The following is a 25,909-nucleotide window of genomic DNA, read 5'->3' on the forward strand; positions in this document are numbered from 1 at the left end:
ACTAAGCATGCAAAAGCTCAGTACTTTCGGATATAACTTTGATACTCTTTATCTTTCGATCAAAGCTATATTGTAGATAGCCCAGCAGCAAGCTAAGCGACTCCACTAAAGTTCTATTTTCTAACTTAAGACGAAGGCAGGTAGAGATATTGTAGTTCGTGCAAATACTCCATAGCTTTACGGCATCTGGGCTAATAACAATTGCATCAATATTAGTTTTACTGCTGGCGACTCTGCCGTCGGTCATATTAAAATAATACTTACTATGGCCTTCAATCCCCCTGATGTCTGGCGCTAAGCCTGAATACTTCATCATTCCTAAGAGCGCAAAAGTTGCTGTTAATAGCACATTACTGCCACTGCCTATCTCTTCTAAGGAGCTCTTGTAGCAGTGATAAAGAGTATTATTGGGCTGGGCTTCGATGGTTATTAAGTCTAAGACCTCTGTAATTAGCAGGGCCATGAGCCTTGCTTCAAGCTTAGCTTCAAAAAAAATGTTTAATGCTTGTGTTCGCGCAGCAACTAGCGTTGGCAGCTTACCTTTACCGATGTAGCTAAATCGAGTCTCCACTAGCGGCTCAGTATGAGCTTGGAGCTTGGCCCTAGGCTTCTTTATGCCCTTGGCTATAAGGCTAATTTTGCCCTGCTCTAGCGTAAAAATCACTATAATCCTATCATTATCCTTGAGGCTTCTGCGCGCTATCACATAGCCGGTGCAGTCAGACTGCCTCACTTTGGCCGATCAAATCTTTAACTACCTTTGAGAATTGTGAAATCGAAAACTGAGACTTTGTATATATCCCTAAAATATTTAGGCTCACCATGAGCTCCTTATCCATATTAAGATCCTGGGTATTCATGCCGGTTACAATTATTGTCGGGACAGTATCCCCGTTAGGCCTCTTGCGTAAATCGCGTAACAGCTCAAAGCCATTTTTATTCTTAAGCATGATATCCAGCACCAGTAAAGAAATGTTATCGGGATTAAAAATCTTAATTGCAGAATTATAGCTTTCCGCAGTTAATACTCCAATCCCCTCTAGCTCTAAGGAATGGCGATATACATCACACAACAGTTTATCGTCCTCTACTATTAATACTTTTTTATTCATTTATCCATTATAGCTAAATGGGATCTGATTAGACAGGCTTAGCCGCATATAGACTAGCCGCATTTCGCCAGACTTCCTCCACCTGAGAGAGCCCCCGTGGCGAATTAGTAGAGTGTTGATAAACTCCACGATATCTACTCCAAAATTCATGGAGTCGGATACCGTGCCGCCTTTAATACGGACCGAAACATAGCCAGATCGGCAGCGTAAATCGATAGCAATCTTCTTAATAGATAGATCCTCGAGGATTATGAGCAATATTATCACTTTTACAACGCTCGCAATTATGTCCCTATCCGAGATAACATTCAAAAGTGGTCTATTCCTATTAGGGGTTATTTTAATACCGGCCGCTCGATATGCCTGCGCCGCCCTATCAAAGGCCGCCATGAGGCTAGTGATAGTGCCTTCGGCTGAATCGATATTTTGACCGATGTATATAATTTGATTGAGCAGATCAATATTGAACTTATTCCTTAAAATAATTTCATTATGGTTAGGGCTTAGGGTGGCCGAATCTCCGTAACCGGTAGATAGACAATGCTCTATTATTAATTGGTCTGAGGTTATTCGCCTTACGATACTAGCCACGACTAAATTGAAGGACTCATAATCTAATGCCATACACTCAGCTTAGACTTGCACCAACCAGTGAGCAAGCATAGGCCCTATGGTACTAGCTTTGTGCCATCTAGTAGGCTGTTGAATGTCGCCGAATAAGTGTCGGGGTCATCGGTTCTAAATAGCATGATCTTCTCACGGTAAGGAATAATTACGATTTCTGCCTTACCGCCTGTCTTGTCATCAAATACTCCTTTGTAACGACGACCTTTTATACCGGATACGGTGGCGTCTGAGGCTACAATTTTGCCGCCTGACTTCTTAGCCTCATCATCTAAAGACTTAATCTCTTTTTCATAGTCAGATTTCTTAAGATCGATGGAGAACTTATGCAGCTCACTGGTAATATCTACATATTGGGGGTCAGCCAAACCGTTGAAGGTCCCATCGGCAGGTTTTGGAGTTATAGAAAAGCTCCACAGCTTAGGGATTGGAACCTGAAAGCTTCCTAGCTCGGAGGGGGCACTATAGACAACTACACTCTTGCTCTGATCTATCAAGGCCTGCTTATCTGAAGCTGCTTTCTGCTCCGTCTTGCCTGTTGCCAAGCCAGAAGCGTACTGGGCATCTAAGGCTTGCTTCTTGGCGGCCGCGTTCTTGTTTGATGTAAGTATCAAAACAATTAATAATATGGCCAATATCCCCCCCACTACGCCGATGATAATAAATATCAAGGTATTGGCTGATTTCTTCTTTGGTGCGCCAGATGGCATGGCGGATGGATCTGGCAAGACGGATGCATTGGCATCTGGCTCGGGGTTGTTTAGTGGATTTTGGGGGTCCATAAAATTAATCTCCTGTTAAAATTGCTTGCCCTGGCTCCCAATCTATTGGACATAGGCCGCCAGTTTGCAGGGCCTGAACTACTCGCATTGTCTCGTCGACGCTACGCCCGACATTACTATCTGAGAGTACCGCATACCTTAGCTTACCATCAGGGTCGATGATGAATGTACCTCTTTCGGATTCGCCATCTGCTTCATTTAGTACTTCATAGGCAGTAGAGAGCTGGTGATTGGTATCGGCAAGGATAGGGAAATCGACATCTTTGAGGTCTCTCTCAAACCATGCTTTATGCGAATTAATACTATCTGTACTCGCTGCTAAAATATAGGCATTGATCTTTTTAAATTCGGCACTCTTCTTGGCGAAACCCTCTATTTCTGTCGGGCAGACAAAGGTGAAGTCTCTGGGATAGAAAAATAGTACTACCCATTTACCTTTGTAGTCTTTCAGACTGATATCCTTGAAGTCTCCTTTGATGCCCTTCTGAAAGGCAGGCTGCTTAAAATCTGGGGCTGGTTGGTTTAGTCTCAACATTATTTTCTCCTTTAACTGATGATTAATTTAATATTTCCATTGCGACATCATAAGTGCCATTATTGTCTTAAATTACGATTAATAAAACTAATTACTTGTGTATGGGTTGTGTTTATATTGTACTACAGTAAGGACTTAAGCTCAAAATATATATATATTCGCTGGCCCGATCTTTTGATCGATCTTCTTGCTTTCAAAGCTAAAGGCGTATGATATCACCACTGTTCCTGGTTTAAGTTCATTTTTGAACTTTTCATTTAAACGATGCATATAGGGGGCAGCCGAAAATATAAATACAACATCGGCCTTGGATAAATCAGCCTTCCAGTAATCGGTAATAACCACTTTCGCCTTTGGGTATTCACGCAATCGGTATTTAGAGACCAGTGCAAGTACGGGATTGAGCTCATATCCAATGGCCTTATAACCGTGCTTGCTAGCCGACATTAGTACTCGTCCATCTCCACTGCCTAGGTCTACCACGGTGGACCCTTTTCTAATTTTAAGTACGGAGAATATGCCCTCTATAGCCTGATTATCTGTCGGAACAAAGGGGGCTCCGATAAACACAATCATACCAAACGAAACAAATAGCAGTATAAGGAGTATCCAGATAATAATCATTACAAAATTCTACCCGTTTACTTTTAGCCAGCTTATCACTTCGGGTACTGTCTTGAGTGGTTGAATTTTAGGCCACATTGCTATGATCTTTAAATCTGGGCCCAACATAACCGCAGATCGCTGAGTACCAAAGAATTTACGCCCATACATGCTCCGCTCCTGCCAAGCTCCATAGGCCTCTATCATTTCATGCTCAGGATCAGCCAAAATATCAAAGGGCAAATGGTGATTTTGTTTGAATTTAAAATGGCTAGCAGCACTGTCTTTACTAACCCCAACCACATCTACCCCTAAGGCCTGTAGTTCTTCAAAATGATCTCGCAGCGAACAGGATTGCGCCGTGCAGCCTGGAGTTTCGTCCTTTGGATAAAAATAAATCAAAGTCGTCTTACCCTTCAAGCTATCTAGGGTATGAGTCTTGCCATCCTGGTCTTGGATATTAAATACTGGTGCCTTATCGCCTACCTTAAGTTCCATCTGCACTCCTTTATAATTAAAATGCCGTTACTGTTTAGGCCTGAGGTACTGGTCCCAGTAATGAAACAACTTTGCAGTTGCGAATAGGTCCTCGGCATTGTATTTAGCAATCTCAATATTTTTACCTTCTAAATAGGCTGGCCCTACATCACTTCCGTCCATCCCAGATTCTTTAGGGCTCTTGATGCCAAATGCCCGGCACCATCGGTGCAGGCTGCCTTTGAACATGGCGCCACCATAAAAAGTCAGTAGATCAAATAAATCGTGATGGGTAGCCCCCCTGAGGCCCTTAGAGTTGTATCTATTACTTACGAGGTCCTTGCTTGGCCTGATGCCGTGTACAGCAGAGCGAACCATCATATATGGCACATCTGCGCGACGCCCAAAAAAGCTAATAAACTCATCGGTGATTTCTGCTAGCCCCCAAAATTTAGTAAGCATCTCGGCTTCATCCATTGCGACATATTTAATTCCGTTTTCTTCTACATCATCGGCTTTCTTGCCTGCATTGTCATAATATACAGCGCCCTTCTCTTCATCAATATCATATACCCCAATAGCCACTATTTTACCCGTGAGAGGGCTAAATACTAGGTTTTGCTTAAGGTCTTTAAGTGCCCGTTCGTAGCCGTCAGGGTCTTTTTTGGGATCAGGCAATTTTTTGCTAAGGTCTTTTTTGGTGGCATCGTCGAACTTATCGAAATCCTCACCAACCATCTCTATGTCAAATACTAATCTTTTTTTATTCATTTTTGTATTATAACAGAAACAAACACCTGACAGTAATTGCTCAGGTGTTTGTTTATAAAATGTTGCTTCGCCCAATTGGACGACTCGATAGTTAACCAGCGATGAAGGTAAGCGCCTTACCGGTCTTGCCAGCTCGTCCAGTTCGGCCAATTCGGTGTATGTAGTCCTCATAGTTATTAGGCTGATCGAAGTTAATAACATGACTAACATTAGGTATATCTAGGCCACGGGCTGCTACATCGGTAGCTACTAATATACCTACCTTGCCGTCCTTAAAGGCGCGCAGTGCGCGCTGGCGCTGAGGCTGGGATTTGTTGCCATGAATAGCTTCTGCTGGCAATCCTGCCCTAGTTAAGCTATCAGCAAGCTTTTGGACCCCAAATTTAGTCTCGCCGAATACTAGCACCTTCTCGAAATCCTCGGAACTAAGTAGGTCATTGAGTATTTGTATTTTTGCTTCCTTAGAGCCAGCCCTAACTACATCTTGCTCGATGTGCTCGCTAGTTTCACGAGTACGAACTGATATTGTAACTGGGTCTTTAAGCATTGAATCTAGCAAAAACTGAATTTGCGGAGTAATAGTAGCGCTAAAACATAGCGATTGGCGCTCGCTAGGTAGCTCGGCCAAGATTTCTTTGATGTCTGGCAAAAATCCCATATCTAGCATTCTGTCGGCCTCATCAAGTACCAAAGTGGTTACAAATTGCAGCTTCAGCTCGCGTTTTTGCATGAGATCTTTTAGCCGGCCTGGTGTGCCGATAATAAACTGCGGGCGACGACGCAAGTCGCGGATTTGCTTCTGCATGTTAACACCGCCAACGCATATTGCCGAGTAAAGATTAAGATTTGTAGCGAACGATTTGAACTCTTCATCGATTTGCATCGCTAGCTCTCGGGTCGGTGCCATAATAAGCACGGCCTTTTGGCCAGGATTAGTTTTGATCCTATTAATAATCGGTAGCACGAAAGCAGCAGTTTTGCCGGTACCAGTATTGGCTAGGCCAATTACATCTCGACCTTCAAGGATTGGCTTAATAGCTCCATCTTGAATAGCTGTTGGGTACTCGTGGCCTTTTTTGGTGATATTGGCCTGCAAATCGGCTACAAAACCGAAGTCGCTAAATTTGTGAACTGGCACAAACTCAACCCTGTCGATTTTTTCGACTGCTTTATTGATATATTTAGTGGGGTCAATGTAAGCCTTACCCCGGTTGTTTCTGCGGTTGTTGCCTCGGCTATTTGAGCCAAAGGACCGCGATTGGTTACCGCCTCGTTTAGAACGAGAAGCGGAAAAAGATCTGTATGCCATTAAATACCTTTCTGTTCAATGGATGAACAGCGAAGTAATAGTTAGAACTATATCGGTATTCATCATTATCTTTAATTGGTGATACAATAATAACATAAGTTATATATGGTGTCAATTATATTATTTTGCTAAGCGTAATCAGCTACAAGCCTTAGCAATTGAAATATATAGCATTTTTTGCTATGCTTATCAGGTTAGCAGGGCTAACAATGGGGCGTCGCCAAGTGGTAAGGCAACGGTTTTTGGTACCGTCATACGCAGGTTCGAACCCTGCCGCCCCAGCCATCCAAAGAGCCGGTACATTAGTGCCGGTTTTTTGGATAGTTTTGTGGGCAGGGTGAGAAGCCTATCCGCTTCTGGCGGAAACCCTGCCGCCCCAGCCAATAGTACTTATGATTATTATTCTAGATACCCGCCTGTTCCTTTGTTTATTTTTGAATAAATCTGTTTATATATTATGTTTGCTTCAGAGTGAGTTAGTGACTTTTCTAAATGACGAAGCGTAATGCGTACAAGCACATTCTTTTGATTAGGGTTAATGCCTAAGCGACTTCTAGCCTTATCGGGCAATACTTCGTAGCTCGTTTCGCTTAAAATCTCTACACTCTCAAGGGAATCAAGTTTATTTCCAAGTGCATCGCGAATATCAGAGCTAATATCTTCTTCAACATAACCACTCGGTACACTATAAGATATATCTCGTACAATAGCGGGCTGATTTGATACCGCCCTGTAAGGTTCAAGATTACCCATTTGTTCAGCAATCTTAGGGTTGCTAGATCGTAGATAACGAACATCCGAAATGCCTTTAAGGGTCATAACCAAACGATCTAGGCCCATACCCAATGCCCAGCCAGAGTATTCACTTGGGTCAAGACCCGCATTTGTTAAGATTTTTTCTTTTATCAATCCACATTCCAGGATCTCAATATCATGATCACTTTGTACCGCGTTTACTTCGATACCTTCGTTCGTATAAGGATGTGGTGAATCTACAATACGCAACTTCCAGCCTGGTGCAGCAGTTTTCGCCACGCCCTTTACGACGATAACTAGATCGTCCTTTACAATTGTTTTGCGGGCAGAGTTTTTTACAATTCTCCACATTTCAAGCATGTGGACTTCACTTACGTGTTTTTTATCAGACACATCACGCCTATAGGCTAATCCTGGTAGCAGTATAACGACATCATCCCAATCATCTCGCCTTGCAAGCTCTCTTAAGATACCTGGCAGGTGTGCACTGGTGTGGGTACGAAGTATATGTGAATTATCGACATAATGTGTGTAAGTTGAGGAACGGCTTATATTGTCGCCAGAAATTAAGAGATTGTCGTAATTGTCTTCTACAGTGACCACAGGGTCTTTTCGATACACTAAAACTTCACTTTGCGGGTGACTTGAACGCATATACTGTTCGACTTTTTCATATACCATCTTAATAGCATGGGGTTTTTGTGACTGCGTAAGGTCACTAATTGCTAGGTATTTCTTAAGTGACTCCTGGCTGATAGGCTCAATATACATTTTCATTTTAATACTCCTTATTATTATTTTAGTTGTTCGAGGCAAAATAAAAAACCTGCCTCGAGGGCAGGTTCCAAATTATGGCAATGGGGACTCTATCCTCGAAACGGGTTGAGAATAAAGTTAAAAAATAAGTTGTGCGAGCACGTTTTCATGAGGCCTACAATATCATAAATAAATATGGATTACAAGCCTTTTACGCTTATTGATATATGCTTTGGTGTATAATTAAAGCAGTTCTAACCTGGGTTACAATGCTTAGCCACCTTTAAAACAATCGACAATAGTCGGTTTTTTTGTATTTATAAATACTTATTTAGGCTATTCACATACTTAATAATACTTGCATTGCCAGATCTATTAGCGTACATCTGCATGTTGCCAATAATTTTGCGATTAGCCTTTATGTCTTCTGCAGTATCAAGCTTACCTAGTTTTTTCTGTTCTTGCGAAAACAAACCTGCGTAACATTTTTTAACTGCATCATGCTCACCAATCTCCCCAAAAGCTTTTAGCGCAGTATAATAGTCCCCTTTAGAGAAATAATATGCACCCTTGTTGTGATATATAGAATTATTAAGTTTAGCCCGATCAAGGGAATACTGGGCGAAGTTGAGGGCTTTTTTGTATTCGTTTCCTCGCATAAAATAAATTGCACCATTGTGGCCAGCCATATGAATAAGCTTAGGCTCATCGCTTTGTTTGGCGTACTTTAGGGCCTTAGCGTAGCTAGAACTGCCACAAAAATCTACCACGACATTATTATAGGCAGCTGCCAGGTTCTTTTCGACAATGTCGCGCTGACTACTGAGTATGTAGGCAATACGGGCAGACTCTAGCAGTGACTCGGCAGAAACATCGTGGGTCTTAAAATATTGGTCGCTAACATCAAGTAGATTTATACTTACAATCTCTTCGATAGGTAATAAATTCTGGTTAGGCTTTTTGTAGTTAGCGAAAGTTCCACTGGTGGCCTCAATATCAGCGCCCTTAAAATGCAGTGCGACATGACCCGGATAAGTCTTTATTTCTAGGTCCTTAATATCATGTCTTAGCGAATAAAGGTGTATATATAATGTAACAATTTGGTTGCAATCACCCTCCAGCATATTTTTGCCCGGATCCTTCAAGAGTTCTCCAAAAGTACAAGATTTGCGGTATTTGTAGCGCCCAGCATGCGGGGACAAGTATGACATTATACTGCGCAGGTATTGCAGCTGCTCAGCATGCTCGGAGAGATTTTTGCTATCTATGCCAGCTGCACTAATCTCGGCCAAGACTTGATCTACAGAATGTTTGTTTTTAGACAAATAAATCTCAAAGCTGCTGGCAATGGCCAGAGAGTTATTATAGAGCTCGCGCCTTTTTGCTTTTTTTAGGTATTTATAGCCGCGGTATTTGAATTCACTCCAAAGATTAATACCTATAATGTTGTTTTGCAAGAACCAGTCTAGATCTTTCCTGATATCATCTTTAGTTTGGTGCTCATCTAGCTTGGCAAAAAACTTAGCCACCCTGCGCTCGCTAGGGTCAGTGTTATTACTAAATAAATAAAATATTTTTTGAAAAATGTTCATGCTATATTGTGGCGGTCTTATTCTAGCGTTAAAATCAGCGTACTAACTACAGCAGCTTCTTGATATCGTCTTCCATTTTGATTGGTTCTAGATTGCTAGCAAATCGGGCTACGACATTACCTTCTCTATCAATCAAAAACTTTGTAAAGTTCCATTTTATGGCACTTAGTAAGCCGCCTTTTTGTTTTTTTAGGTATTTATACAGAGGGTCGGCATTTTTGCCGTTGACATCAATCTTTGCGAAAGTCTCAAAAGTTGTTTTATAGCGCATGGCGCAAATATTGGCTATTTCTTCGTCTGATTCTGGAGCCTGATTGGCAAATTGATTGCAGGGAAAATCTAGAATCTCTAGGCCGTCTTTGTGGTATTTTTTATATAGCTTCTCTAGGCCTTCATATTGAGGGGTAAAGCCACAGTGAGTCGCGGTGTTGACTATAAGTAGTACCTTGCCGCGGTATTTAGTCATCTCTTGCATCTTGCCATCTACTTGCTTGATCTTATAGTCATATATACTCAAAATATTTAGTTCCTTGTTTACTTGTTATAGTTCTATTTTACTACACTTGGCTGTGTTTTAGATGCCTAAATACAAATGGCTTTGCTATAATAGCAGTCATATATCATGATAATTTTACTTCACTCATCTAAGACAATGAAGGCCACCAAGCTAGTAGGGCTAGAGCTATCTAAGCCGGCGCTGGCGGCTCAAGCTCAAGAGCTAGGGGTCTATTTGGCGAGCTTAAAGCTCGGAGAGATTCAGGCCGTCATGGGGGTTTCTGGCAATCTGGCTCAAGAAATCATGACCACAGCTAGTAGCTGGCCAGCTGCTCAAGACAAGGGCTCAGCCCTGCATAGCTTTCGGGGGGATGTTTTTAGTGGCTTGCAGGTGGCAAGCTTTGATAAAAAAGATCTAGCATATGCCAACCAACACCTCAAAATAATTTCTGGCCTGTATGGCCTTTTGCGGCCGCTTGATGCCGTGTCGCCTTATCGGCTAGAGATGGGCTACAAGCTGATTCGCGAGCCCTTCACCAGCTTGTATAAGTTCTGGAGTGATACGCTAGCCAAGCTACTACCAGCAGGCCAGCCAATTGTTAATTTGACTTCTCTAGAGTATGGGCGGGCCATTGTGCCTTATCTAGACAAGAGCTTAGTCATAAGCCCGCGATTTTATACATACAACGCCAAGGCTCGTCAGTACACCAGCGTAGCCGTGCATTCTAAAATAGCCCGCGGGGCCTTTGCGCACTGGCTTATAACTAAACGCATCAATAAGGTTTCAGAGCTAACTAATTTTGATGAGATCGGCTATAGGTATGAGGCCTCGCTAAGCACCCCACTGGCGCCAGCCTTTGTGTGTCGTGATTTTATGGGCAAAGGGCTGAGTGTTAGGCTGGGTTAATCTTGATTAACTCGAATAGGTACTAAGCTATCTGCGATTTTAGTACTGCAACGGTGGGCCAAGCCTAACTCAGCAATAGCCAAAATTGTATCAGCGTATTCTAATCCGCCATTAAGGCTACAGGCCCTGGTAAAATACCCTCCTCCAAGCCCGGGAGCTAGGTTTGCTTCTAAAAAGTATATCTTTCCTGCACTGTCCATCCTCAAGTCTATTCTGCCGTAATCGCGACCGCCAAGGACCCTAAACATTGTTAGCGATAAAGCAGCTATCCTCGCCCTGAGTATTGGATCAACAACTTTTACGACTCGCTCGGTGTCTTCCTTTTTGACATCGTGGCACAGTATTCTGTCGCCTTTGGCATTTTTATCGGTGAGTATCTCTATAGGCATTGCTGATGCTTCTGCACCAAACCCTAGGATAGCTACGCTGTATTCTCTTCCCTGCAGGAACGATTCAACTAAGGCTCTTGTGCCAAACACATTAAAGATAGATTCTACTTTACTGCTAAAATCATCAAAATTATGCGCTACAGAAAGCTCATCTATGCCCTTACTGCCACCCGATGATATGGGCTTAATGAAAAGAGGGTAAAGTATATCAAGATTATCGTTAGGCCCATACTCGCCAGGGATAGCTGTGAAATGGGCAGATGTTGGCAGCCCAGCATCTGCTATTGCTTGCTTGGCCAAGACCTTGTCATTATTAATATCCATCGCAGTCATGTTCGAGCCTGTGTATCTAATACCTTTTTGATCCAGAAACTCAGATAGCCAAACTACTCTTCCCTCCGGCCCGCCATCTAGGTCAAGCTTAAGCTTTGAAGCTCCCAGAAAAACTAAATCGGGCGATAGATCGGCTAGAGTGTCTAGGTCCTTAAGAGTATTAATTATGCTTATACCTACTTTAGAATATCTTTTTGTTAGAACAGCGAATACTTTATCTTGCGTAGATTTACTCATGCCTCCCGCACCAGCCCTATCGGTTCGTACTATTTGAATGTGTTTTGAAATTTTGGTCATTTTAATTACTTTAGCACTAGCCATATTAAGAAATGTTTTAATTAGATAATAATAATTATTTCTTGTCAATTATAACAGGTTAGGAGCTGGCTGGCTAGCTATATAGTGCTAGGGTGACATACAAATAATAATGTATTTGTAATAAATCGTAAAATCAGGTATAATATTGGAGTTCTTAGATACTATGCTGCTACGGCTCTAATGGATCAGGTTATTAAATAAGTTCTGGGTGCAGCTAAACAGCCGACAAGCTGGGATTCACCAGAGAGATAAGAAGGAACTATGGCAAAGAATCTATTTGTTGGTTCACTCCCATGGAGTGTAAACGACGAGCAGCTTGCTCAAATTTTTGCAGAGGCCGGTACAGTTGATTCAGCTCGTGTTATCACAGAGCGAGACAGCGGCCGATCTAAGGGTTTCGGATTTGTGGAAATGGCTTCAGACGATGAAGCTAAAAAAGCAGTCGAAATGCTAAATGGCAAAGAAATTGAAGGACGAGCTATCACCGTGAATGAAGCTCGACCACGCGAAGAAAGATAATATATCTTTCATACCACTAAACCCCGCTTAGGCGGGGTTTTTGGTTATGCTTGCGTAATAATTAGTATGGTTTTATAATACAGCGGATCATCAGATTGGTGATAGCGTTTGGATATTGGGAGTGCACATGCCTTGGAAAAACTGTGAGAAGTGTAGTGGTAGTGGTGTCTGCGGGGGGTGTGGCGGCAGAAACACTTGGGGATCTCGCTCATGCTCGACATGCGGTGGGGATGGTAAATGCAAGGATTGCAAAGGGAAGAAGGGTGCTTAATATTTATAACTTAGTCCCCAGCGAGCTTAGGCTTGCTGGGGACTCAGTCCTTTCTAGGCCCTGCTTACTAGGCTACCAATGGGTGTATCAGATAGTATCAAGCTAAAATTATCAGTCAAATGTTTTCTTATTGAGTCGGAAAGTGCAAAATTTTTATCTTTTCTGGCACTATCATAGCTGTCTATCAGCTCGAGTATTGTATCGTGGAGTGGATCGTCAAATACTAGCTGAAGCCCAAATACATCATCGACTAAGCGCATAGCTTCTCTGGCGTCTAAAGTATAAATTTTACCCTCTATAATTTTAAGGGCAGCTAGAGCCCTAGGAGTGTTTAGGTCATCCCTTAGAGCAGAGTTGAACTCTTCTAAGAACTTATCAACCGAGCCTGTTTGGTCCATTTCTGATAATTGTCCTACTCTAGCAAGCATCAAATTATCTACATACACCCTTAAGCTCTTCACCCTCTCATGGGCTGAGTTAATGTCCTCTATGTCTAGGTCCATTCTAGTTCTATAGTGAGCACTCATTACTAAGTACCGATAAGCCATAGGGTGGTTAATATCATTCATTACCATGGTATTGCCGAGTGATTTACTCATCTTGGTGGATCCTAGACTCAAATGCTCATTGTGCATATATATGTTGGCTTGCTTACCCCCACACTGGGCAAGCTCATTTTCATGATGAGGGAATTTAAGGTCTACTCCACCGGTGTGAATATCGAAGTTATTTGCTAATAACTCCCCGCTCATAGCAGAACACTCGATATGCCAGCCTGGTCTACCTGGATAAAGACTAGTACCAATCTTAAAATCCCACTGCGGCTCACCTGGCTTACTGGCCTTCCACAGCACAAAATCAGCAACTCCTATTTTCTGATCTTGATCGTCCGTAACTCTGGGTTTAGCTGTGAAGTCGAGGTTTACAAGCCTACCGTATGTCTTGCCTGTCGCCTGATAATTCTTAATGCTAAAATATACACTTCCTGAAGATATATATGCAACCCCTTGCTCTCTTAAATCTAAAATTATCTTCTGCATTGAATCTATAAAGTCGGTAGCTCTGGGTAGATGACTTATATCCCCTCTTTTTACCCCTACTTTCTCAATGTCTTCTGTAAATAAGTCCGTGTACTTGTCTGCCAGTCTCCCAAGCGCAGTCATTGGCTCATCATCTGGGTAAATTTGCTTTGATTTAGCTATCATCTTGTCGTCAATATCTGTGATATTCATTACCCACTCGACATCATGCTGCTCGACATGCCTTATAACCCTTTGGAGCAAGTCGGGTAATAAAAAGGCCCTCAGGTTGCCTACATGAACATGGTCGTAGACCGTGGGCCCACAGCTATATATGGTTACCCGATTAGAATTGATTGGCTTTAATTCTACTTTGGTATTTGTTAGTGAGTTGTATAGCTTGAGCATTATTAACTATTATATACCTTTCTTAATACTTCTGCAGTATGCCTGCAGTCTTCAAGCGCATCATGCCGCCCTCGCGTTGGCAGTCCAAAATATTCAAATGTAGCTTCACTTCTTATAATATCACCGCGTCCTTTTTTAACCATATGCATATATGCCAGGCTCCAAATATCTAAATAATGATAATCGTGCTCATATATATCCTTACCTACCGAATTCAGCATTTTAGAAAGCATGGTGTGGTCTAGCATTTCATTCCAGCTTGCTAGATATATTTCTGTTCCAAATTTGCTTAAAAATATCTCAATTACATCCTCCTCCATAGGAGCACTATTTAAAATACCCTGTGTAATTCCATGTACATCAAATGACTCCTTGGGCATATTTGAAACATCTTGCTTGATGTAGCTTAGGAAACTATCTTTTTCTTTCAGGCTTTGTTTATCTAGCAGTACTGCCCCAAGCTGGATTGGCAAGGACTTTTTGAGATCCAGTCCGGTGGTTTCGAAGTCGATTAAAAGTATGTCTTTAGAAAAGCCTCGCATCCTAAAAGGCCTGCCTATTGTCTAATGCCCTACTCAATGTCAGCTGATCGGCGTACTCTAAATCCCCACCAATCGGCAATCCATGAGCTAGCTTGCTAATTTTGCCAGTATAGCCCTGATCTATAAGCTTGCGCGATATGTAAATTGAAGTAGTCTCACCTTCAATATTAGGGTTGGTGGCAAGGATGATTTCTTCGGGCTCTACTAACGAGACTCTATCTATAAGACTTTGGATTTCCAAATCATCTGGTCCGATACCGTCAATAGGGCTTATTACGCCATGTAGTATATGATATTGGCCTCTAAATAAGCCCGTTCTCTCTAGCGCTACTATATCCATTGGGCTAGATACTACAGCTATAAGATCGGCTGTCCTGCTGGTGCTTGAGCATATAGGGCATAAATCACCCGAGGCATAATTCTTGCAGGTATGACACCTTTGGAGACCTTTCTTGAGCTCTAGCACTACCCTGCCGAATTGCTCGCTATCACCGTTGGCGAGTAAATAAAAAACCATTCGCTCGGCAGACTTTGCGCCAATCGATGGCAACTTAGAAAACTCATCTATTAGATTAGTAATATTATCTGGGAGAATCTGCATGAGTTTACTACATGCCAGGAAGATTCATGCTACCAGCAATCTCTTGCATTTTCTCTGTAGCCTCACTCATAAGGTCCTTATTTGCCTGGTTAACTGCTGCGATGATCAAAGATGACAGCCTTTCAAGGTCTTCACTGGCTTCAGGCTTAATCTCTATACTCTTAATCTCGACATTCATACTGGATTGACTAATCGCTAGGCCAGCCGTAACTGTGACATCACCTTCGCCTGCCTCTGCCACGATTTGCATTCTTTTGAGCTCTTTTTGTAATTTTAAGGCTTTCTGGGCCAATTTGGCTTTTTCCATCATCGACATAATATTTCTCCTTTTATTGAAGTTACAACAATACTATTGTATCTGATATAGCCTAGCTTCGCTATATCCAGCCGAAAAAGTACTAACCAGCTTCCAGCTAGATGGGACCTGATCGTAATAATCATGCTGCCCTGTCTTGCCTATAACCCATACTCTTCCCGACTGGATGTCATTATAAGAGTCTAAGTAGATGCCCTTATCATATATCAAGCCAGATTCACCATAGCCGTTCGGCCTACCCTGCTTTGTGTATAGAAATATATCTAAGCCAGTTCTGTTGTAATAGCTACTATCAAAATAGACATACAATTCTCCGGCGATAAGCTTGTCATCAGGCTTGAAGCTACTCTCAAGGCCACTCATTACGGTGCTCATTTGATGATTAGACTGTGAATTAACATTTCTAATTCCAACCAGCTGAGAACTCACCACAATAAATAGTAGTAGTGCTGCTAGGATTTTATTTTTGGCGTTAATCTCAGATATCGCCAGAGCCAATAGCATGCATAATCCAATGGCCGCAAACACAAAATACCGCTCATGGTAGATTGGCCTAAAGAAAGATATTGAAAGTGCAAATAGTATGGGGAAAAAGCTAAAGAGTAATATAAGCCTAGAGAAGTGGGCTTTTGTTTTGTCATTTATGGTATGAGCTACTATTACAACAAGCAAAATAACAGGAACTACCCAGTACAATACTGGCCATAAAGCACGGCCATCGGTAAATGTAGTAAACTGCCATATGGTATCGTTAAGAGTCATGGCTGACGCCCTAGATAACCAGCCAAGGCCCTGCCCCCTAGTTAGTTGGCTCAGCATATTTGGCACCCATGGCATAAAAAGTATTACTGCCGCAAGATTAGCTAGCCACCATCGCCAATTAGTTAATATGGAAATCTTTTTGCTACCTGTTTGCATGAATATAGCCACTACATAAATCCAGAAGCTAATCACTACGAGTGCGGTAAAATAATGCGTATAAAGGCCAGCCGTGATGCCAGCTACATATATGATATAACCCCTCCAATCTTTTTGATTTTGGGTTATATATATAACACCCAGCATCGCTACAAGCAGAAATACTCCTAGCACGCCATACATCCTAGCTTCCTGGCTATAGCGAATTAGAAATGGGTTGAGGGCTAAAATAAAGCCTGCCAGCGCAGCTACATTGTGCTTTTTACCTACCTTCAACACAATAAAGTAGCCTAACCCTACAACAACCACGCCAAATACAGCACTAAGTGACCGTAAAGCCAGAGCTGAACTGCCAAATAACAAACCCCAACCATGCAAGAGCTCGTAATACAGTGGCGGGTGTACATCCCTGGCCGAGCCGAGCCAAACACCGAGCCAATCTTTACTAGAGAGCATAATACTGAATCCTTCATCGTGCCATATGCTTGATTTAGTAATGCCGAAGGCTCTAGTAACTACAGCTAAAATGATAATTAAGACTAGAACCAATAGCCAATGCCTATTTAGCGTCTTGGAAAATTTATTAAAACTATTTTTTATACTTACCACGTATCAACTGCCAGCGTATCTTAGCTAAGTCACCGAAGGTTTGTATTGAGGCCTTTATGGGTGATGTACCGCTAATTTTGCTTCCTTGCTTAATGTCATGCCAATCAGGCACATCGATAATACCAATCGTGTAGCCTTTTTTTCTAGCTATCGCTAGCACCTCCATATCAAAGCCCCAGCTATCGATCGTCTGTAAGGGGAATATTGATTGTGCCGATTCTTTGGTGAACCCCTTGAAGCCACACTGGGTATCGGCTATACCTGGTAGTAGAACCATCTGAACTAACATATTGCCAGCTCCTGAAATTAACTTACGGATACCTTTATGGCTCTTTTGAAGGTCCCTAACGCATATAGCAAGTTGGCTGCCGGATTGCATTAGGCTAACAGCTTCCTTGATGTATTTGAGGGGTGTCGCTAAATCTGCATCCATAAAAATAATATACTGCCCCTTGGCCTCTAGCATACCCTTTTTGACTTGCAGGCCTTTAATAAACTTACCTTTAGGCTTCGGGCCAACATCGATGACTTTGATTTTATTAAAAACTTTAGAATGAGCATTTACTTCCTTGATGGTGTCATCTGGGCTTCTTGCATCAACCACCAAGACCTCGATATTGAGCTTTTCTTTGCTAGCGTACTTGTGTAGCTGATCTAGTGTTGGTCCTATCCTGCCCTGCTCATTATAGGTTGGTATTACAATACTTATTAGGTCTTTCATTGATTTATCTCGCAGGCACTAAATAGTAGCTTGCCATTAAAGTCTGAATAGAAATCCTTGACTGTGGCATTAGGGAATTTTGCCTTAACAATAGCTACCTGTTTATCGTGGTCGGCTCCAGCTGGCACTATTATAAGGATATTTGTAGTATTAGCTATTGGTAGGTCTCTTAGCTGGGCAGTATCCAGTAGACTATACTGAGACTTTTTATGGGTTAGATACTCGATTGTGTTGGCCTCATAACCGCCCATAATAACATAATTACTTCGTGCGGGATTATTTGTAGAGATCAAATATTTGGCGATTGCCACTGAGCCCTCATTGTAGGCTTCATAGGTCTTGGCATCCTGAGCCCACGATACGAAGTATTGCCGATATGCCTGAATCAGGGATAGGGCCATGAGCACACAAACCAAGAATAAGCCTGTGATTCGGGCCAGCCTATTGATAGGAAAGGTCTGATACCACATATAAAGCAAGTAATTTACTCCCATGCCGGCCATAATTAGAACTGGCACGGCTGTGCCTATGGATCTTAGAGCGTGAGGCAAACCTTCTGCCGTCAAAAGAGATGGCAATAACATTGATCCAAAAACAACCAGAAGCAATGCATACTTAGGTTTGGCAAAGTTAAATAGGCACATGACTAGGCCCAAAATAAACATTATGCCCACGAAAATATTTAGTAGCGGCTGGCCAGAAAAATTATGCCGATTATTACTATCCCCTATGTAATTGTATTGCAAAATAGTTTTTGCTGTTCCAGAAAGCAGAGTTTGAATTGGCTGACCATTATTTAAGTTTTTGTTCAAAAAGCTGGTACCACCTGCCCTAGCTGTAGACCCTCCAGGGTCCTTGATGGTGGTATACAAAAGTGGGCTCATAACTGCCCCAAAAACAGCCATACTAAGAATTAGCTTCTTCCAATTACTCATTAGCCAGCTTCTTCTAAAGATTAGCATATATATAAAACCTGCGAAGATTGCTGTTAATATCATGGAGAACGCTGTGTATGTATAAAATCCTAAGCCTAGAGATACTGCAGCAAGAATATAGTAAATCTTTTTATTAGTCTTATAGGCCTTAGCGCCAAATAGTAATATTAAGGCTATGAATAATGGCACTAGGCTAGCCCTAAAGCCATCGCGTTGAATTGTCACCACCCACGGATTGATTGCAAAAAAGAAAGCCGTGATCAGCGCTGTTCGGCGATTAAACCACTCTTTAGTGGCAAAGAATACCACTATTACGCTAAGAACTCCGAAGAGTGCAGGTGCAACTCTCAGAGCTGTTATTGTATTTCCCATCGCTAGGACAAAAACAGCCTGGAAATAAAAAAACAATGCCTCGCGGGGGCCATTAGTATTATAAATAATCCTTAGGTCGCGGTTTTCTAGGATCTTGAATATATCTAGTCCGTTTGCTGCTTCATCTGGATGTAAACCTGGCGGGAGTGTATTTAGCTGGTAGAATCTAAAAAATATAGCTAATGCGACTATTGCCAGAAGCAAAAACCAGACCATATTTTTCCTTATAAAAATGAGTGTTTTGTTATTTTTCATTATTAAATATAAAGTACTTATACATTAGATAATTATAAAACAGAACAACTGCTACAGCTGCTAGCAGGGCGGTGTTTCTAATATCAAACTCTCTAGTAAAGGGTAGCCTTAGGTAGCTAGTGATGCTGTATGCTAGCTGAGCTGGCCAAATCCAGACATCAGTAAAAACAAAAAATATTATTGGGCGAATTAAATATAGGCCAGCCGCAGTAATAATAAAAAACAAAACTAACTTAGCAGGAGATAGCTTTTTTGCCTTAAAGGTGAAGTTCTTATTGAATATGAAGCTATTAATCATTGCTGCAGTTCCAGATATTAACCCAGCCAAGACCACCCCAGTAATATTGTATTGTTTGCCAGCGAGAGTAAAGCTAAATATTAAAAGGGTACTGGGTAGTATTGTGGCCGCAAGAATATTTAGCAGGGTAAAATCTACCAGGGTGTTAAGTATGCCAACTAGACCAAATCTACCAACTTGGGCAGCCTCGGAAAGTTTATTAGAAGGTTTGGATTTAGTGTTACTCATCATATTGCTTATGGATTTATTATAACTCAATCTGTTCGGATATTAAATATTAATTTTGGCCGCCTCGGTCAATAGACTTAAAGAGGGTTTGCTCGGGCTGGAAGAATAGTTCGACTTCGCCAGTTGGACCATTACGATGCTTTTTTATAAGAATATCCGCGATATTCTTCTTCTCAGAATCCTTCTCATAATAATCCTCGCGATATATAAACATCACTACATCAGCATCCTGCTCTATAGAACCAGATTCTCGTAAATCGGACAACTGCGGGATCTTTGGTGATCTTTGCTCAACCGACCTAGAAAGCTGAGACAAGGCAATAACAGGCACATTTAGCTCTCGGGCCATTCCCTTAAGACCGCGGGATATTTCGGATATCTCCTGAACCCTATTTTCTGATGAGTTACGGCCACTCATTAGCTGCAAATAATCTATAACTATCAGCCCTAGATCGTGCTCAGATTGAAGACGGCGGGCTTTAGTTCTCATCTCCATAACATTTGCCATGGCAGAGTCGTCGATGTATATCGGCGCTTCGGACAATACCCCCATGGCCTTATTGAGTTTTTCAAAATCCTTATCTTCAAGACTCCCCGTTCTAAGCTTCCAGCTATCAATGCCGGCCTCCGACGCGAGAAGTCTGTCTATCAATTGCTCCTTGCTCATCTCTAGGCTAAATACGCCCACTGGGACACCCTCTTTAGTTGCGACATTCTGGGCAATATTTAACGCCAAGCTAGTTTTGCCCATACTAGGCCGAGCCGCTAAGATAATTAAGTCGGATTTCTGTAGGCCTGCCAAAAGATTATCTATCCCGGAAAATCCAGTTGGAACTCCGCGCAGACTTTCTTTATCTTTGTGCAAGCTATCGAGACGATCAAAACTCTCGGCTAGGACATCCTTTATAGACACAAAGTTTTGCCTGAGGTGCTTTTGGCTGACATCGAAAAGTGTTTTCTCGGCATTATCCAATAAGCTATCGAGAGGCTGATCCTCGTCATAGGCCATTGTGTTAATTTGACTAGAGGCCTTGATTAGTCTTCGCAGAGTGGCCTTTTGGGCAACAAACTGGGCGTACTGCACTACATGCGCAGCTGATGGAACGCCATTAACAAGCTCCGTCAGGTAACTTGCGCCGCCCATACTCTTAAGTGTACCCTGCTTATCCAGCTCTTCAGAGAGTGTTACTACATCTAGCGGTTCGCGTTTTTCGTATAGACTAAGGATGGATTCAAATATATGACTATTTTTATCTACATAAAAATCGTCAATATGCACTACATCGGCAATTTTAATTATTGCGTCTTTATCCATCAGTAGCGACCCAAGTAGGCTGGCTTCGGCCTGGGGGTTTTGCGGCGGTACCTTGACGCTCAGGACCTCTTTGGCTGTAAACTTCTTAGCCATCTATTACCTCTCCGCCCAGTATCGCCATCGCTGAACTGACTAATTCTTCCTGAGAATCGATCTGAGTGGGCTTTTTAATAGCTTCCAGCTTGATAATTAGATGCATACTTCGACCATACACCTTGGTAAAGGCCTTCTCGACTAAACTAGTATTTCGTGGTTCAGCGATTCTATCCTTATGAAAGCTAAACCTACAGACGACCTCAATACTATCTTTGTAGACTCTAATCTCCGCTCCTTTCAGGACTGCATATAAAGAATTGTTGTAGTGCTTGATGACACTAAGCGACTTAATGAACAACTCCTCGCTGTCAGGTCTTAGTTTGGTCTCGGGCTCTAGGGTTTTACTCTTAGGGGCGCCAGCGGTGCTAGCACCCTCAATATTACCTACCTCTTTGTGTGAATTAACCTGGGCTGAGGCGAGAGCCATTGGCATTGTGGGCTGGGTGCTATTAGCCTGTGAATTTATGAACGATTTAGCTAGCCCAACCTGTAAAACTAGCTGCGGCAATGATGACTGACGAATATTTGACTGCACCCAGTGAAGGTTCTCAGCGAGGCCTAGTAGGAACTCATCACTGTACACATCCCCTTGTTGCAAATAACTCTGAATACTATCTAGCATCTGCTGGGCCAGCAGTGAAGTATCGGCGCCGGAGTCGTATAGCGCCTGTAAGAATGAAAGCATTTCCTTGATTTGATTGGCATCTCGGGCATCAAATATCTGTTTTATTTTAGTGCTATCCTGTAGCCCTGTGAAGTCCGATATTATGCTAACCGTTATTGGCCCTTTAATGGCCGAGACTTGGTCTAATAAGCTAATTGCATCCCTAAAGCCACCCCGGCTGATCTTAGCAATCAAGTCCAGTGCCTTGTCTTCAATTATTATATTTTCTTGGTCTGCGATGTATCTTAAGTGCTTTGTCATATCAGAAGCAAGGATTGGCTTAAAATCGAATCTTTGCGTCCTGGATGTAATTGTCTCGGGCAGCTTGTGCGCTTCGGTGGTGGCAAAAATAAATACGACATGGGCAGGTGGCTCCTCGAGGGTCTTTAATAGGGCATTAAAGGCAGGGGTGGTGAGCATGTGTACTTCATCGATAATATAAACCTTGTACTCGAGCTTGGCAGGTAAAACCTGGACTTTCTCTCTAAGGCTTCGAATTTCATCTATGCCGCGATTACTAGCCCCATCTATCTCTATTATATCGAGGTGGCTAGATATAGAATCCTCCTTATTTAGGCCGTTTAATTGCTTGGCGATAATCCTAGCAATGCTTGTTTTACCAACACCACGCGGCCCCGTAAGCAGATAAGCGTGACTATGTTTGCCCGTGGCTATAGCGTTAGTAAGAGTACTAACGACATGCTTCTGGCCAACTACCTCGCTGAAGTCAGCAGATCTATATTTACGATATAAAGCTAAATTAGACAAACCACTCTCCTACTTTAGTAGCTATTATAGCTGATTAGTTAGGCCTTTTACAGGTCTATTATATAGTAGAGATAAGCGCCTCTATGGCAGCCCAAGAAGGCTTGGTACCAGCCGGCACAACGATTGTGACTTCATCGCCTGGCTGAGCCTTGAAATAAGTGACACTGGCATAAAGAACTCGATATTTTATATCGCCAACCACTGCAACATATTGGCCATTCTCGAGTGATATCTTGGCTATAATCTTTTTGCGTTCTACTGGACCAATCTGCTTGTATATAAAGCTACCGTCCTGAGCTATAGTTAGCTTGAGAGTGTCTCCTTCGACTAGCTTGGATTTAGAAGCATAATTAGCTGGTACTGGATAGACTTTGCCATCTGGACCAATCATATTCTGGCCATCAAACTGGCCTTCTATTATTTTACCAATGGAGTCCTGTGAGCCAGGCTGAACTAAATCTTGAAGCTTGGGCTCAGGCAAATCACTTGAACTAACGCCGAGCTTCTTAAGCTCTTCTTCTACCTGTTTAATAGTATCTTGAGCGACCTGCATTTGGGTCGCTAGATTCTGCATAATTTTCTGTTTATCTTTATCTATCATTTTGTTAACCTACCTTACATAAATTACTTTTTACACATTTTAGCAAGAAACAGTACAAAAGCCAAACAAAAAAGACCCCAAAGGGTCTAAATTGTGATTTACAGATTAAAAACTACTGCAATTCAATTGTCGCTCCGGCCTCTTCAAGCTTCTTCTTGGCCTCTTCTGCCTCTTTGGCAGGCACAGCTTCTTTGATCATCTTAGGCGCACCATCTACCACAGCCTTGCTTTCTGCAAGACCTAGGCCAGATACTTCGCGCACTGCCTTGATTACATCAATTTTCTTTTCGCCTGTTGCAGTTAGCATAATGTCGTAAGCACTTTTAGCCTCTTCGACTTCCGCTTCACCACCTGCTGGACCACCAACCGCAGCTGCTGCAGCTGGAGCGGCAGCACTTACGCCAAAGTGATCTTCCAAAACCTTAACTAATTCTGACAAATCTAAAACACTTAGTTCCGAGATTTGGTCAACTAGTGATTTAAACTTTGCGGGTACTTCTTTATTCTCTTCAACTGAAGCTACAGATTCCTCTTTAACTTCATCTTTTTTCGTAATTTCTTCTGCCATTTTATACTTCTCCCTTCTTAACTTGCAGTGCGTTTAGCACATGCAATACTTGAGTTATATTGCCATTTAGGACTCTTACAAATCCACTTAGTGGAGCCGCAATTGTACCTACTACTTGGGCCGTAAGAATCTCTCGACTCGGTAGCTTAGCTAGCGCTAAGATATTTTCACGGCTTATTGTGTTCCCTGATTCATCGATGCCACCAATGATCTCTAGGTTCTCATTTGTTTTAGCAAAATCTGCAATTACTTTGCAGGTTTGTGCTTCATCCTGACCAAAAGCAATTGCCATTGGTCCTGTAAAAACCGAATGATCGGCTTTTTTAAGTTCGGTTTGTGCGATAGCAACCTTTACTAAGGTATTTTTACTTACCTTATAGCTGATACCGGCCTCTCGTAGCTTATTGCGCAAATCGTTAATTGACGGGACATCTAAGCCGCGGTAATCAGTCATTACGGCAATTTTGCTACTTGTGAAGGCCTCGGCTAAGACCTTTACATCAGCCTCTTTTTGCTTGCGTGTTTTTGCCATAGGCATCCTCCGATGCTTTAAATTTAATGTGCATGATTACCAAACAAAAAGCCCCCGGTAATAAACCTAGGACCTTAAAGTTTGAAAATCTATTGTTAGATTTGTAACCTCATGTAGCGAATTAAGTCATTTAGACTGCTACAGTCTTTGGTAATCGATATTATTATAGCAGCTTAGCGGTGAATATTCAACTACAAACTACGCTTAAACGCATTATCGTATGGCCATGCAAGGTCATTGGCTAGCTTGGCGGTGTAGGTAGCGAGCTGGTTACTTTGTAGATCGCCTAAAATGGCTTTGCCTATCAGCATGCCGAGCTCTCTGGACTGGGAAATGCCTATGCCACGACTAGTTAGGGCCGCCATGCCAAGTCTCAGGCCACTGGGCCGCCATGCTGATTTGAGGTCGCCGGGCACTGAATTACGATTTGTTATTACACCTGAAACTTCAAGTGTTTGCTGAATTGCTAGGCTATCGGAGGCCTTGGGCAGATTAATTAAGCTAAGGTGGGTTTCGCTCTTGGCTGAGACGGTAATGCCAGACGAGAGTACTCCTTGCTCTAGCGAAGCAGTATTAGCTACGACTGATTTGATGTATTTACTAAAAGGCACTTTGTCGGTGTACTCGTCCTCGCCGAGTACCTCCATTAAGGCCTGGCCAACGGCAGCTATCTGATTGAGATGCGGCCCACCGCTGGTTCCAGGAAAAACAGTCTTATTGATCGCTGGCATGTACTGCTTTTTAGCAAAAAGTAACGCTGAGCGCGGTCCACGCAGTGTCTTGTGCGTGGTTGTTGTCACGAAGTCCGCCCCACTGCCATCAGGATTAAATGGGCTGCTGTGCTCACCGGTGGCGACTAATCCTGAAATGTGAGCAATATCTGCCAATACAAGGCAGCCATTACCATGAGCCAGGCTGCATATTTCTGTAAACTCATACTTTTGTGGATAGGCCGAAAACCCAACGACCAATAACCTTGGCTTATACTTAATAATTTTGCGCTTAAGCTCGGCTAGATCCAAAACAAAGCCCTGGGGGCTAGGCGTGAGGTAGTATGATTGGTGGTTGAAGAACTTTAGATAGCTGCTAGACGAGTGAAGATGGCTGAGGTGGCCACCGCTGGCTAAGTCCAGGCTAAGTACTGTATCGCCAGGCTCAAGAACAGTTAAAAATACCATGGCATTTGCTGGGCTACCAGACAGTACTTGGACATTTACGCCATACTCACCAGTTGAATCAAACACCTCAAGAGACTTTTGCTGTACAAACTCTTCTAGCTCATCGGCGAGTATGTTGCCTCCATAATATCGCTTTCCTGGGTAGCCTTCGGCGTATTTATCATTCCATATTGAACCTAGCAAATCTAAAACTTTAGGACTTGGGTAGTTTTCTGAGGCTATTAAATTGATAGTGGCTTGCTGACGAGAGTTTTCTTGCTCAGTTAGCTTGTATATTTTATTCATTATATGCCCTAATTATACCATTTAGCTTACAAATGTAATTAATTAATGTATCCTTTTATGGCTACCCGCCAAACTACGATCAGTTAGGCCTGCTAACAGATACTAGCAGATCAATTGCTGGGTTACTCGGA

At 42.4% G+C, this 25,909-nt stretch carries 29 protein-coding genes, 1 tRNA gene and 1 other annotated feature; of the genes, 3 read left to right on the forward strand and 27 right to left on the reverse strand.

The annotated features are described in order from the left end of the window. Position 1: 1 nt before the first annotated feature. The 9 genes from recO to NT111_01040 form a co-directional block, all read right to left on the reverse strand. A complete protein-coding gene (gene recO, locus NT111_01000; protein MCX6804582.1) occupies positions 2 to 733 on the reverse strand; it encodes a DNA repair protein RecO in 732 nt (243 codons plus the stop codon). After that, positions 720 to 1,112: a response regulator gene (locus NT111_01005; GenBank protein MCX6804583.1), complete on the reverse strand. Its 393-nt coding sequence runs from the start codon at positions 1,110 to 1,112 to the stop codon at positions 720 to 722. The genes recO and NT111_01005 overlap by 14 nt, the downstream gene beginning before the upstream one ends. Next, the gene (locus NT111_01010; protein ID MCX6804584.1) at positions 1,113 to 1,736 is read right to left on the reverse strand and encodes a hypothetical protein; all 624 of its coding nucleotides are present in this window, start codon (positions 1,734 to 1,736) and stop codon (positions 1,113 to 1,115) included. A gap of 44 nt (positions 1,737 to 1,780) precedes the next feature. Then, complete coding sequence (locus NT111_01015; protein MCX6804585.1) at positions 1,781 to 2,518, reverse strand: hypothetical protein; 738 nt, start codon at positions 2,516 to 2,518, stop codon at positions 1,781 to 1,783. Between the two features lie 4 nt (positions 2,519 to 2,522). After that, positions 2,523 to 3,053, reverse strand: a complete 531-nt coding sequence (locus tag NT111_01020; protein MCX6804586.1) for a peroxiredoxin — start codon at positions 3,051 to 3,053, stop codon at positions 2,523 to 2,525. 141 nt (positions 3,054 to 3,194) lie between these two features. Beyond that, a complete protein-coding gene (locus tag NT111_01025) occupies positions 3,195 to 3,677 on the reverse strand; it encodes a hypothetical protein (protein ID MCX6804587.1) in 483 nt (160 codons plus the stop codon). A gap of 9 nt (positions 3,678 to 3,686) precedes the next feature. Further along, entirely contained in the window at positions 3,687 to 4,154 is a 468-nt protein-coding gene (locus NT111_01030; GenBank protein MCX6804588.1) for a peroxiredoxin, read from the reverse strand. A 27-nt stretch (positions 4,155 to 4,181) separates the two neighbouring features. Next, positions 4,182 to 4,904 (reverse strand): hypothetical protein, encoded by a 723-nt coding sequence (locus NT111_01035; protein MCX6804589.1) that lies wholly within the window; start codon positions 4,902 to 4,904, stop codon positions 4,182 to 4,184. A 91-nt stretch (positions 4,905 to 4,995) separates the two neighbouring features. Then, positions 4,996 to 6,213, reverse strand: a complete 1,218-nt coding sequence (locus NT111_01040; GenBank protein MCX6804590.1) for a DEAD/DEAH box helicase — start codon at positions 6,211 to 6,213, stop codon at positions 4,996 to 4,998. A 210-nt stretch (positions 6,214 to 6,423) separates the two neighbouring features. Here NT111_01040 and NT111_01045 point away from each other — a divergent pair. After that, positions 6,424 to 6,498 (forward strand) — tRNA-Gln (locus NT111_01045). Between the two features lie 114 nt (positions 6,499 to 6,612). Here the strand turns inward: NT111_01045 and NT111_01050 are convergent. The 3 genes from NT111_01050 to NT111_01060 all read right to left on the reverse strand — a co-directional run bounded on the left by NT111_01050 (position 6,613) and on the right by NT111_01060 (position 9,834). Beyond that, positions 6,613 to 7,785, reverse strand: coding sequence for a hypothetical protein (locus NT111_01050; GenBank protein ID MCX6804591.1), 1,173 nt, complete (start codon positions 7,783 to 7,785; stop codon positions 6,613 to 6,615). A 257-nt stretch (positions 7,786 to 8,042) separates the two neighbouring features. After that, positions 8,043 to 9,317, reverse strand: coding sequence for a hypothetical protein (locus tag NT111_01055; GenBank protein MCX6804592.1), 1,275 nt, complete (start codon positions 9,315 to 9,317; stop codon positions 8,043 to 8,045). 46 nt (positions 9,318 to 9,363) lie between these two features. Next, on the reverse strand, positions 9,364 to 9,834 hold the full coding sequence (locus NT111_01060) for a glutathione peroxidase (protein MCX6804593.1): 471 nt from the start codon (positions 9,832 to 9,834) through the stop codon (positions 9,364 to 9,366). A 105-nt stretch (positions 9,835 to 9,939) separates the two neighbouring features. Here NT111_01060 and NT111_01065 point away from each other — a divergent pair, with 105 nt between their 5' ends. Next, on the forward strand, positions 9,940 to 10,719 hold the full coding sequence (locus NT111_01065) for a YaaA family protein (GenBank protein MCX6804594.1): 780 nt from the start codon (positions 9,940 to 9,942) through the stop codon (positions 10,717 to 10,719). Here the strand turns inward: NT111_01065 and NT111_01070 are convergent. Next, the gene (locus tag NT111_01070; GenBank protein ID MCX6804595.1) at positions 10,716 to 11,738 is read right to left on the reverse strand and encodes a D-alanine--D-alanine ligase; all 1,023 of its coding nucleotides are present in this window, start codon (positions 11,736 to 11,738) and stop codon (positions 10,716 to 10,718) included. The genes NT111_01065 and NT111_01070 overlap by 4 nt on opposite strands. 282 nt (positions 11,739 to 12,020) lie before the next feature. On the opposite strand from NT111_01070, the gene NT111_01075 reads away from it, so the two are divergent. Then, complete coding sequence (locus tag NT111_01075) at positions 12,021 to 12,278, forward strand: RNA-binding protein (GenBank protein MCX6804596.1); 258 nt, start codon at positions 12,021 to 12,023, stop codon at positions 12,276 to 12,278. Positions 12,279 to 12,602: 324 nt separating this feature from the next. Here the strand turns inward: NT111_01075 and cysS are convergent, their stop codons facing one another. The 14 genes from cysS to NT111_01145 form a co-directional block, all read right to left on the reverse strand. Beyond that, positions 12,603 to 13,976: a cysteine--tRNA ligase gene (gene cysS / locus NT111_01080; protein MCX6804597.1), complete on the reverse strand. Its 1,374-nt coding sequence runs from the start codon at positions 13,974 to 13,976 to the stop codon at positions 12,603 to 12,605. A gap of 2 nt (positions 13,977 to 13,978) precedes the next feature. Further along, positions 13,979 to 14,518, reverse strand: a complete 540-nt coding sequence (locus tag NT111_01085; protein MCX6804598.1) for a 3'-5' exonuclease — start codon at positions 14,516 to 14,518, stop codon at positions 13,979 to 13,981. A 1-nt stretch (position 14,519) separates the two neighbouring features. Next, a complete protein-coding gene (gene recR, locus NT111_01090; GenBank protein ID MCX6804599.1) occupies positions 14,520 to 15,119 on the reverse strand; it encodes a recombination mediator RecR in 600 nt (199 codons plus the stop codon). A 7-nt stretch (positions 15,120 to 15,126) separates the two neighbouring features. Then, a complete protein-coding gene (locus tag NT111_01095; protein ID MCX6804600.1) occupies positions 15,127 to 15,435 on the reverse strand; it encodes a YbaB/EbfC family nucleoid-associated protein in 309 nt (102 codons plus the stop codon). A gap of 33 nt (positions 15,436 to 15,468) precedes the next feature. Continuing rightward, positions 15,469 to 16,809, reverse strand: a complete 1,341-nt coding sequence (locus NT111_01100; GenBank protein MCX6804601.1) for a glycosyltransferase family 39 protein — start codon at positions 16,807 to 16,809, stop codon at positions 15,469 to 15,471. A gap of 133 nt (positions 16,810 to 16,942) precedes the next feature. Beyond that, the gene (locus NT111_01105; protein MCX6804602.1) at positions 16,943 to 17,683 is read right to left on the reverse strand and encodes a glycosyltransferase; all 741 of its coding nucleotides are present in this window, start codon (positions 17,681 to 17,683) and stop codon (positions 16,943 to 16,945) included. Beyond that, positions 17,680 to 19,245: a glycosyltransferase family 39 protein gene (locus tag NT111_01110; GenBank protein MCX6804603.1), complete on the reverse strand. Its 1,566-nt coding sequence runs from the start codon at positions 19,243 to 19,245 to the stop codon at positions 17,680 to 17,682. The genes NT111_01105 and NT111_01110 overlap by 4 nt, the downstream gene beginning before the upstream one ends. Beyond that, a complete protein-coding gene (locus NT111_01115) occupies positions 19,235 to 19,774 on the reverse strand; it encodes a GtrA family protein (protein MCX6804604.1) in 540 nt (179 codons plus the stop codon). The genes NT111_01110 and NT111_01115 overlap by 11 nt, the downstream gene beginning before the upstream one ends. 46 nt (positions 19,775 to 19,820) lie before the next feature. After that, complete coding sequence (dnaB, locus tag NT111_01120) at positions 19,821 to 21,179, reverse strand: replicative DNA helicase (GenBank protein ID MCX6804605.1); 1,359 nt, start codon at positions 21,177 to 21,179, stop codon at positions 19,821 to 19,823. Further along, on the reverse strand, positions 21,172 to 22,614 hold the full coding sequence (gene dnaX / locus NT111_01125) for a DNA polymerase III subunit gamma/tau (GenBank protein ID MCX6804606.1): 1,443 nt from the start codon (positions 22,612 to 22,614) through the stop codon (positions 21,172 to 21,174). The genes dnaB and dnaX overlap by 8 nt, the downstream gene beginning before the upstream one ends. Before the next feature lie 58 nt (positions 22,615 to 22,672). Then, a complete protein-coding gene (locus NT111_01130) occupies positions 22,673 to 23,215 on the reverse strand; it encodes a hypothetical protein (GenBank protein MCX6804607.1) in 543 nt (180 codons plus the stop codon). A gap of 112 nt (positions 23,216 to 23,327) precedes the next feature. Beyond that, positions 23,328 to 23,783 carry a 50S ribosomal protein L7/L12 gene (gene rplL, locus NT111_01135; GenBank protein ID MCX6804608.1) on the reverse strand — a complete coding sequence of 152 codons (456 nt, stop codon included), beginning with the start codon at positions 23,781 to 23,783 and terminating at the stop codon, positions 23,328 to 23,330. 1 nt (position 23,784) lies between these two features. Further along, positions 23,785 to 24,315, reverse strand: coding sequence for a 50S ribosomal protein L10 (gene rplJ / locus NT111_01140; protein MCX6804609.1), 531 nt, complete (start codon positions 24,313 to 24,315; stop codon positions 23,785 to 23,787). Between the two features lie 35 nt (positions 24,316 to 24,350). Then, positions 24,351 to 24,484: a sequence feature (ribosomal protein L10 leader region), on the reverse strand. A 22-nt stretch (positions 24,485 to 24,506) separates the two neighbouring features. Beyond that, a complete protein-coding gene (locus tag NT111_01145; protein MCX6804610.1) occupies positions 24,507 to 25,778 on the reverse strand; it encodes a serine hydroxymethyltransferase in 1,272 nt (423 codons plus the stop codon). Positions 25,779 to 25,909: the final 131 nt, after the last annotated feature.

Source organism: Patescibacteria group bacterium (genome assembly GCA_026397045.1).
GTDB lineage: Bacteria > Patescibacteriota > Saccharimonadia > CAILAD01 > BJGX01 > JAPLVO01.

What these genes read in the sequence shown, in the direction of transcription:
- NT111_01005 (MCX6804583.1), bottom strand. Translation starts at nt 1,112, where the DNA reads ATGAATAAAAAAGTATTAATAGTAGAGGACGATAAACTGTTGTGTGAT.
- NT111_01010 (MCX6804584.1), bottom strand. Translation starts at nt 1,736, where the DNA reads ATGGCATTAGATTATGAGTCCTTCAATTTAGTCGTGGCTAGTATCGTA.
- NT111_01015 (MCX6804585.1), bottom strand. Translation starts at nt 2,518, where the DNA reads ATGGACCCCCAAAATCCACTAAACAACCCCGAGCCAGATGCCAATGCA.
- NT111_01020 (MCX6804586.1), bottom strand. Translation starts at nt 3,053, where the DNA reads ATGTTGAGACTAAACCAACCAGCCCCAGATTTTAAGCAGCCTGCCTTT.
- NT111_01025 (MCX6804587.1), bottom strand. Translation starts at nt 3,677, where the DNA reads ATGATTATTATCTGGATACTCCTTATACTGCTATTTGTTTCGTTTGGT.
- NT111_01030 (MCX6804588.1), bottom strand. Translation starts at nt 4,154, where the DNA reads ATGGAACTTAAGGTAGGCGATAAGGCACCAGTATTTAATATCCAAGAC.
- NT111_01035 (MCX6804589.1), bottom strand. Translation starts at nt 4,904, where the DNA reads ATGAATAAAAAAAGATTAGTATTTGACATAGAGATGGTTGGTGAGGAT.
- NT111_01040 (MCX6804590.1), bottom strand. Translation starts at nt 6,213, where the DNA reads ATGGCATACAGATCTTTTTCCGCTTCTCGTTCTAAACGAGGCGGTAAC.
- NT111_01055 (MCX6804592.1), bottom strand. Translation starts at nt 9,317, where the DNA reads ATGAACATTTTTCAAAAAATATTTTATTTATTTAGTAATAACACTGAC.
- NT111_01065 (MCX6804594.1), top strand. Translation starts at nt 9,940, where the DNA reads ATGATAATTTTACTTCACTCATCTAAGACAATGAAGGCCACCAAGCTA.
- NT111_01070 (MCX6804595.1), bottom strand. Translation starts at nt 11,738, where the DNA reads ATGACCAAAATTTCAAAACACATTCAAATAGTACGAACCGATAGGGCT.
- NT111_01075 (MCX6804596.1), top strand. Translation starts at nt 12,021, where the DNA reads ATGGCAAAGAATCTATTTGTTGGTTCACTCCCATGGAGTGTAAACGAC.
- cysS (MCX6804597.1), bottom strand. Translation starts at nt 13,976, where the DNA reads ATGCTCAAGCTATACAACTCACTAACAAATACCAAAGTAGAATTAAAG.
- NT111_01085 (MCX6804598.1), bottom strand. Translation starts at nt 14,518, where the DNA reads ATGCGAGGCTTTTCTAAAGACATACTTTTAATCGACTTCGAAACCACC.
- recR (MCX6804599.1), bottom strand. Translation starts at nt 15,119, where the DNA reads ATGCAGATTCTCCCAGATAATATTACTAATCTAATAGATGAGTTTTCT.
- NT111_01095 (MCX6804600.1), bottom strand. Translation starts at nt 15,435, where the DNA reads ATGTCGATGATGGAAAAAGCCAAATTGGCCCAGAAAGCCTTAAAATTA.
- NT111_01100 (MCX6804601.1), bottom strand. Translation starts at nt 16,809, where the DNA reads ATGCTCTCTAGTAAAGATTGGCTCGGTGTTTGGCTCGGCTCGGCCAGG.
- NT111_01105 (MCX6804602.1), bottom strand. Translation starts at nt 17,683, where the DNA reads ATGAAAGACCTAATAAGTATTGTAATACCAACCTATAATGAGCAGGGC.
- NT111_01110 (MCX6804603.1), bottom strand. Translation starts at nt 19,245, where the DNA reads ATGAAAAATAACAAAACACTCATTTTTATAAGGAAAAATATGGTCTGG.
- NT111_01115 (MCX6804604.1), bottom strand. Translation starts at nt 19,774, where the DNA reads ATGATGAGTAACACTAAATCCAAACCTTCTAATAAACTTTCCGAGGCT.
- dnaB (MCX6804605.1), bottom strand. Translation starts at nt 21,179, where the DNA reads ATGGCTAAGAAGTTTACAGCCAAAGAGGTCCTGAGCGTCAAGGTACCG.
- NT111_01130 (MCX6804607.1), bottom strand. Translation starts at nt 23,215, where the DNA reads ATGATAGATAAAGATAAACAGAAAATTATGCAGAATCTAGCGACCCAA.
- rplL (MCX6804608.1), bottom strand. Translation starts at nt 23,783, where the DNA reads ATGGCAGAAGAAATTACGAAAAAAGATGAAGTTAAAGAGGAATCTGTA.
- rplJ (MCX6804609.1), bottom strand. Translation starts at nt 24,315, where the DNA reads ATGGCAAAAACACGCAAGCAAAAAGAGGCTGATGTAAAGGTCTTAGCC.
- NT111_01145 (MCX6804610.1), bottom strand. Translation starts at nt 25,778, where the DNA reads ATGAATAAAATATACAAGCTAACTGAGCAAGAAAACTCTCGTCAGCAA.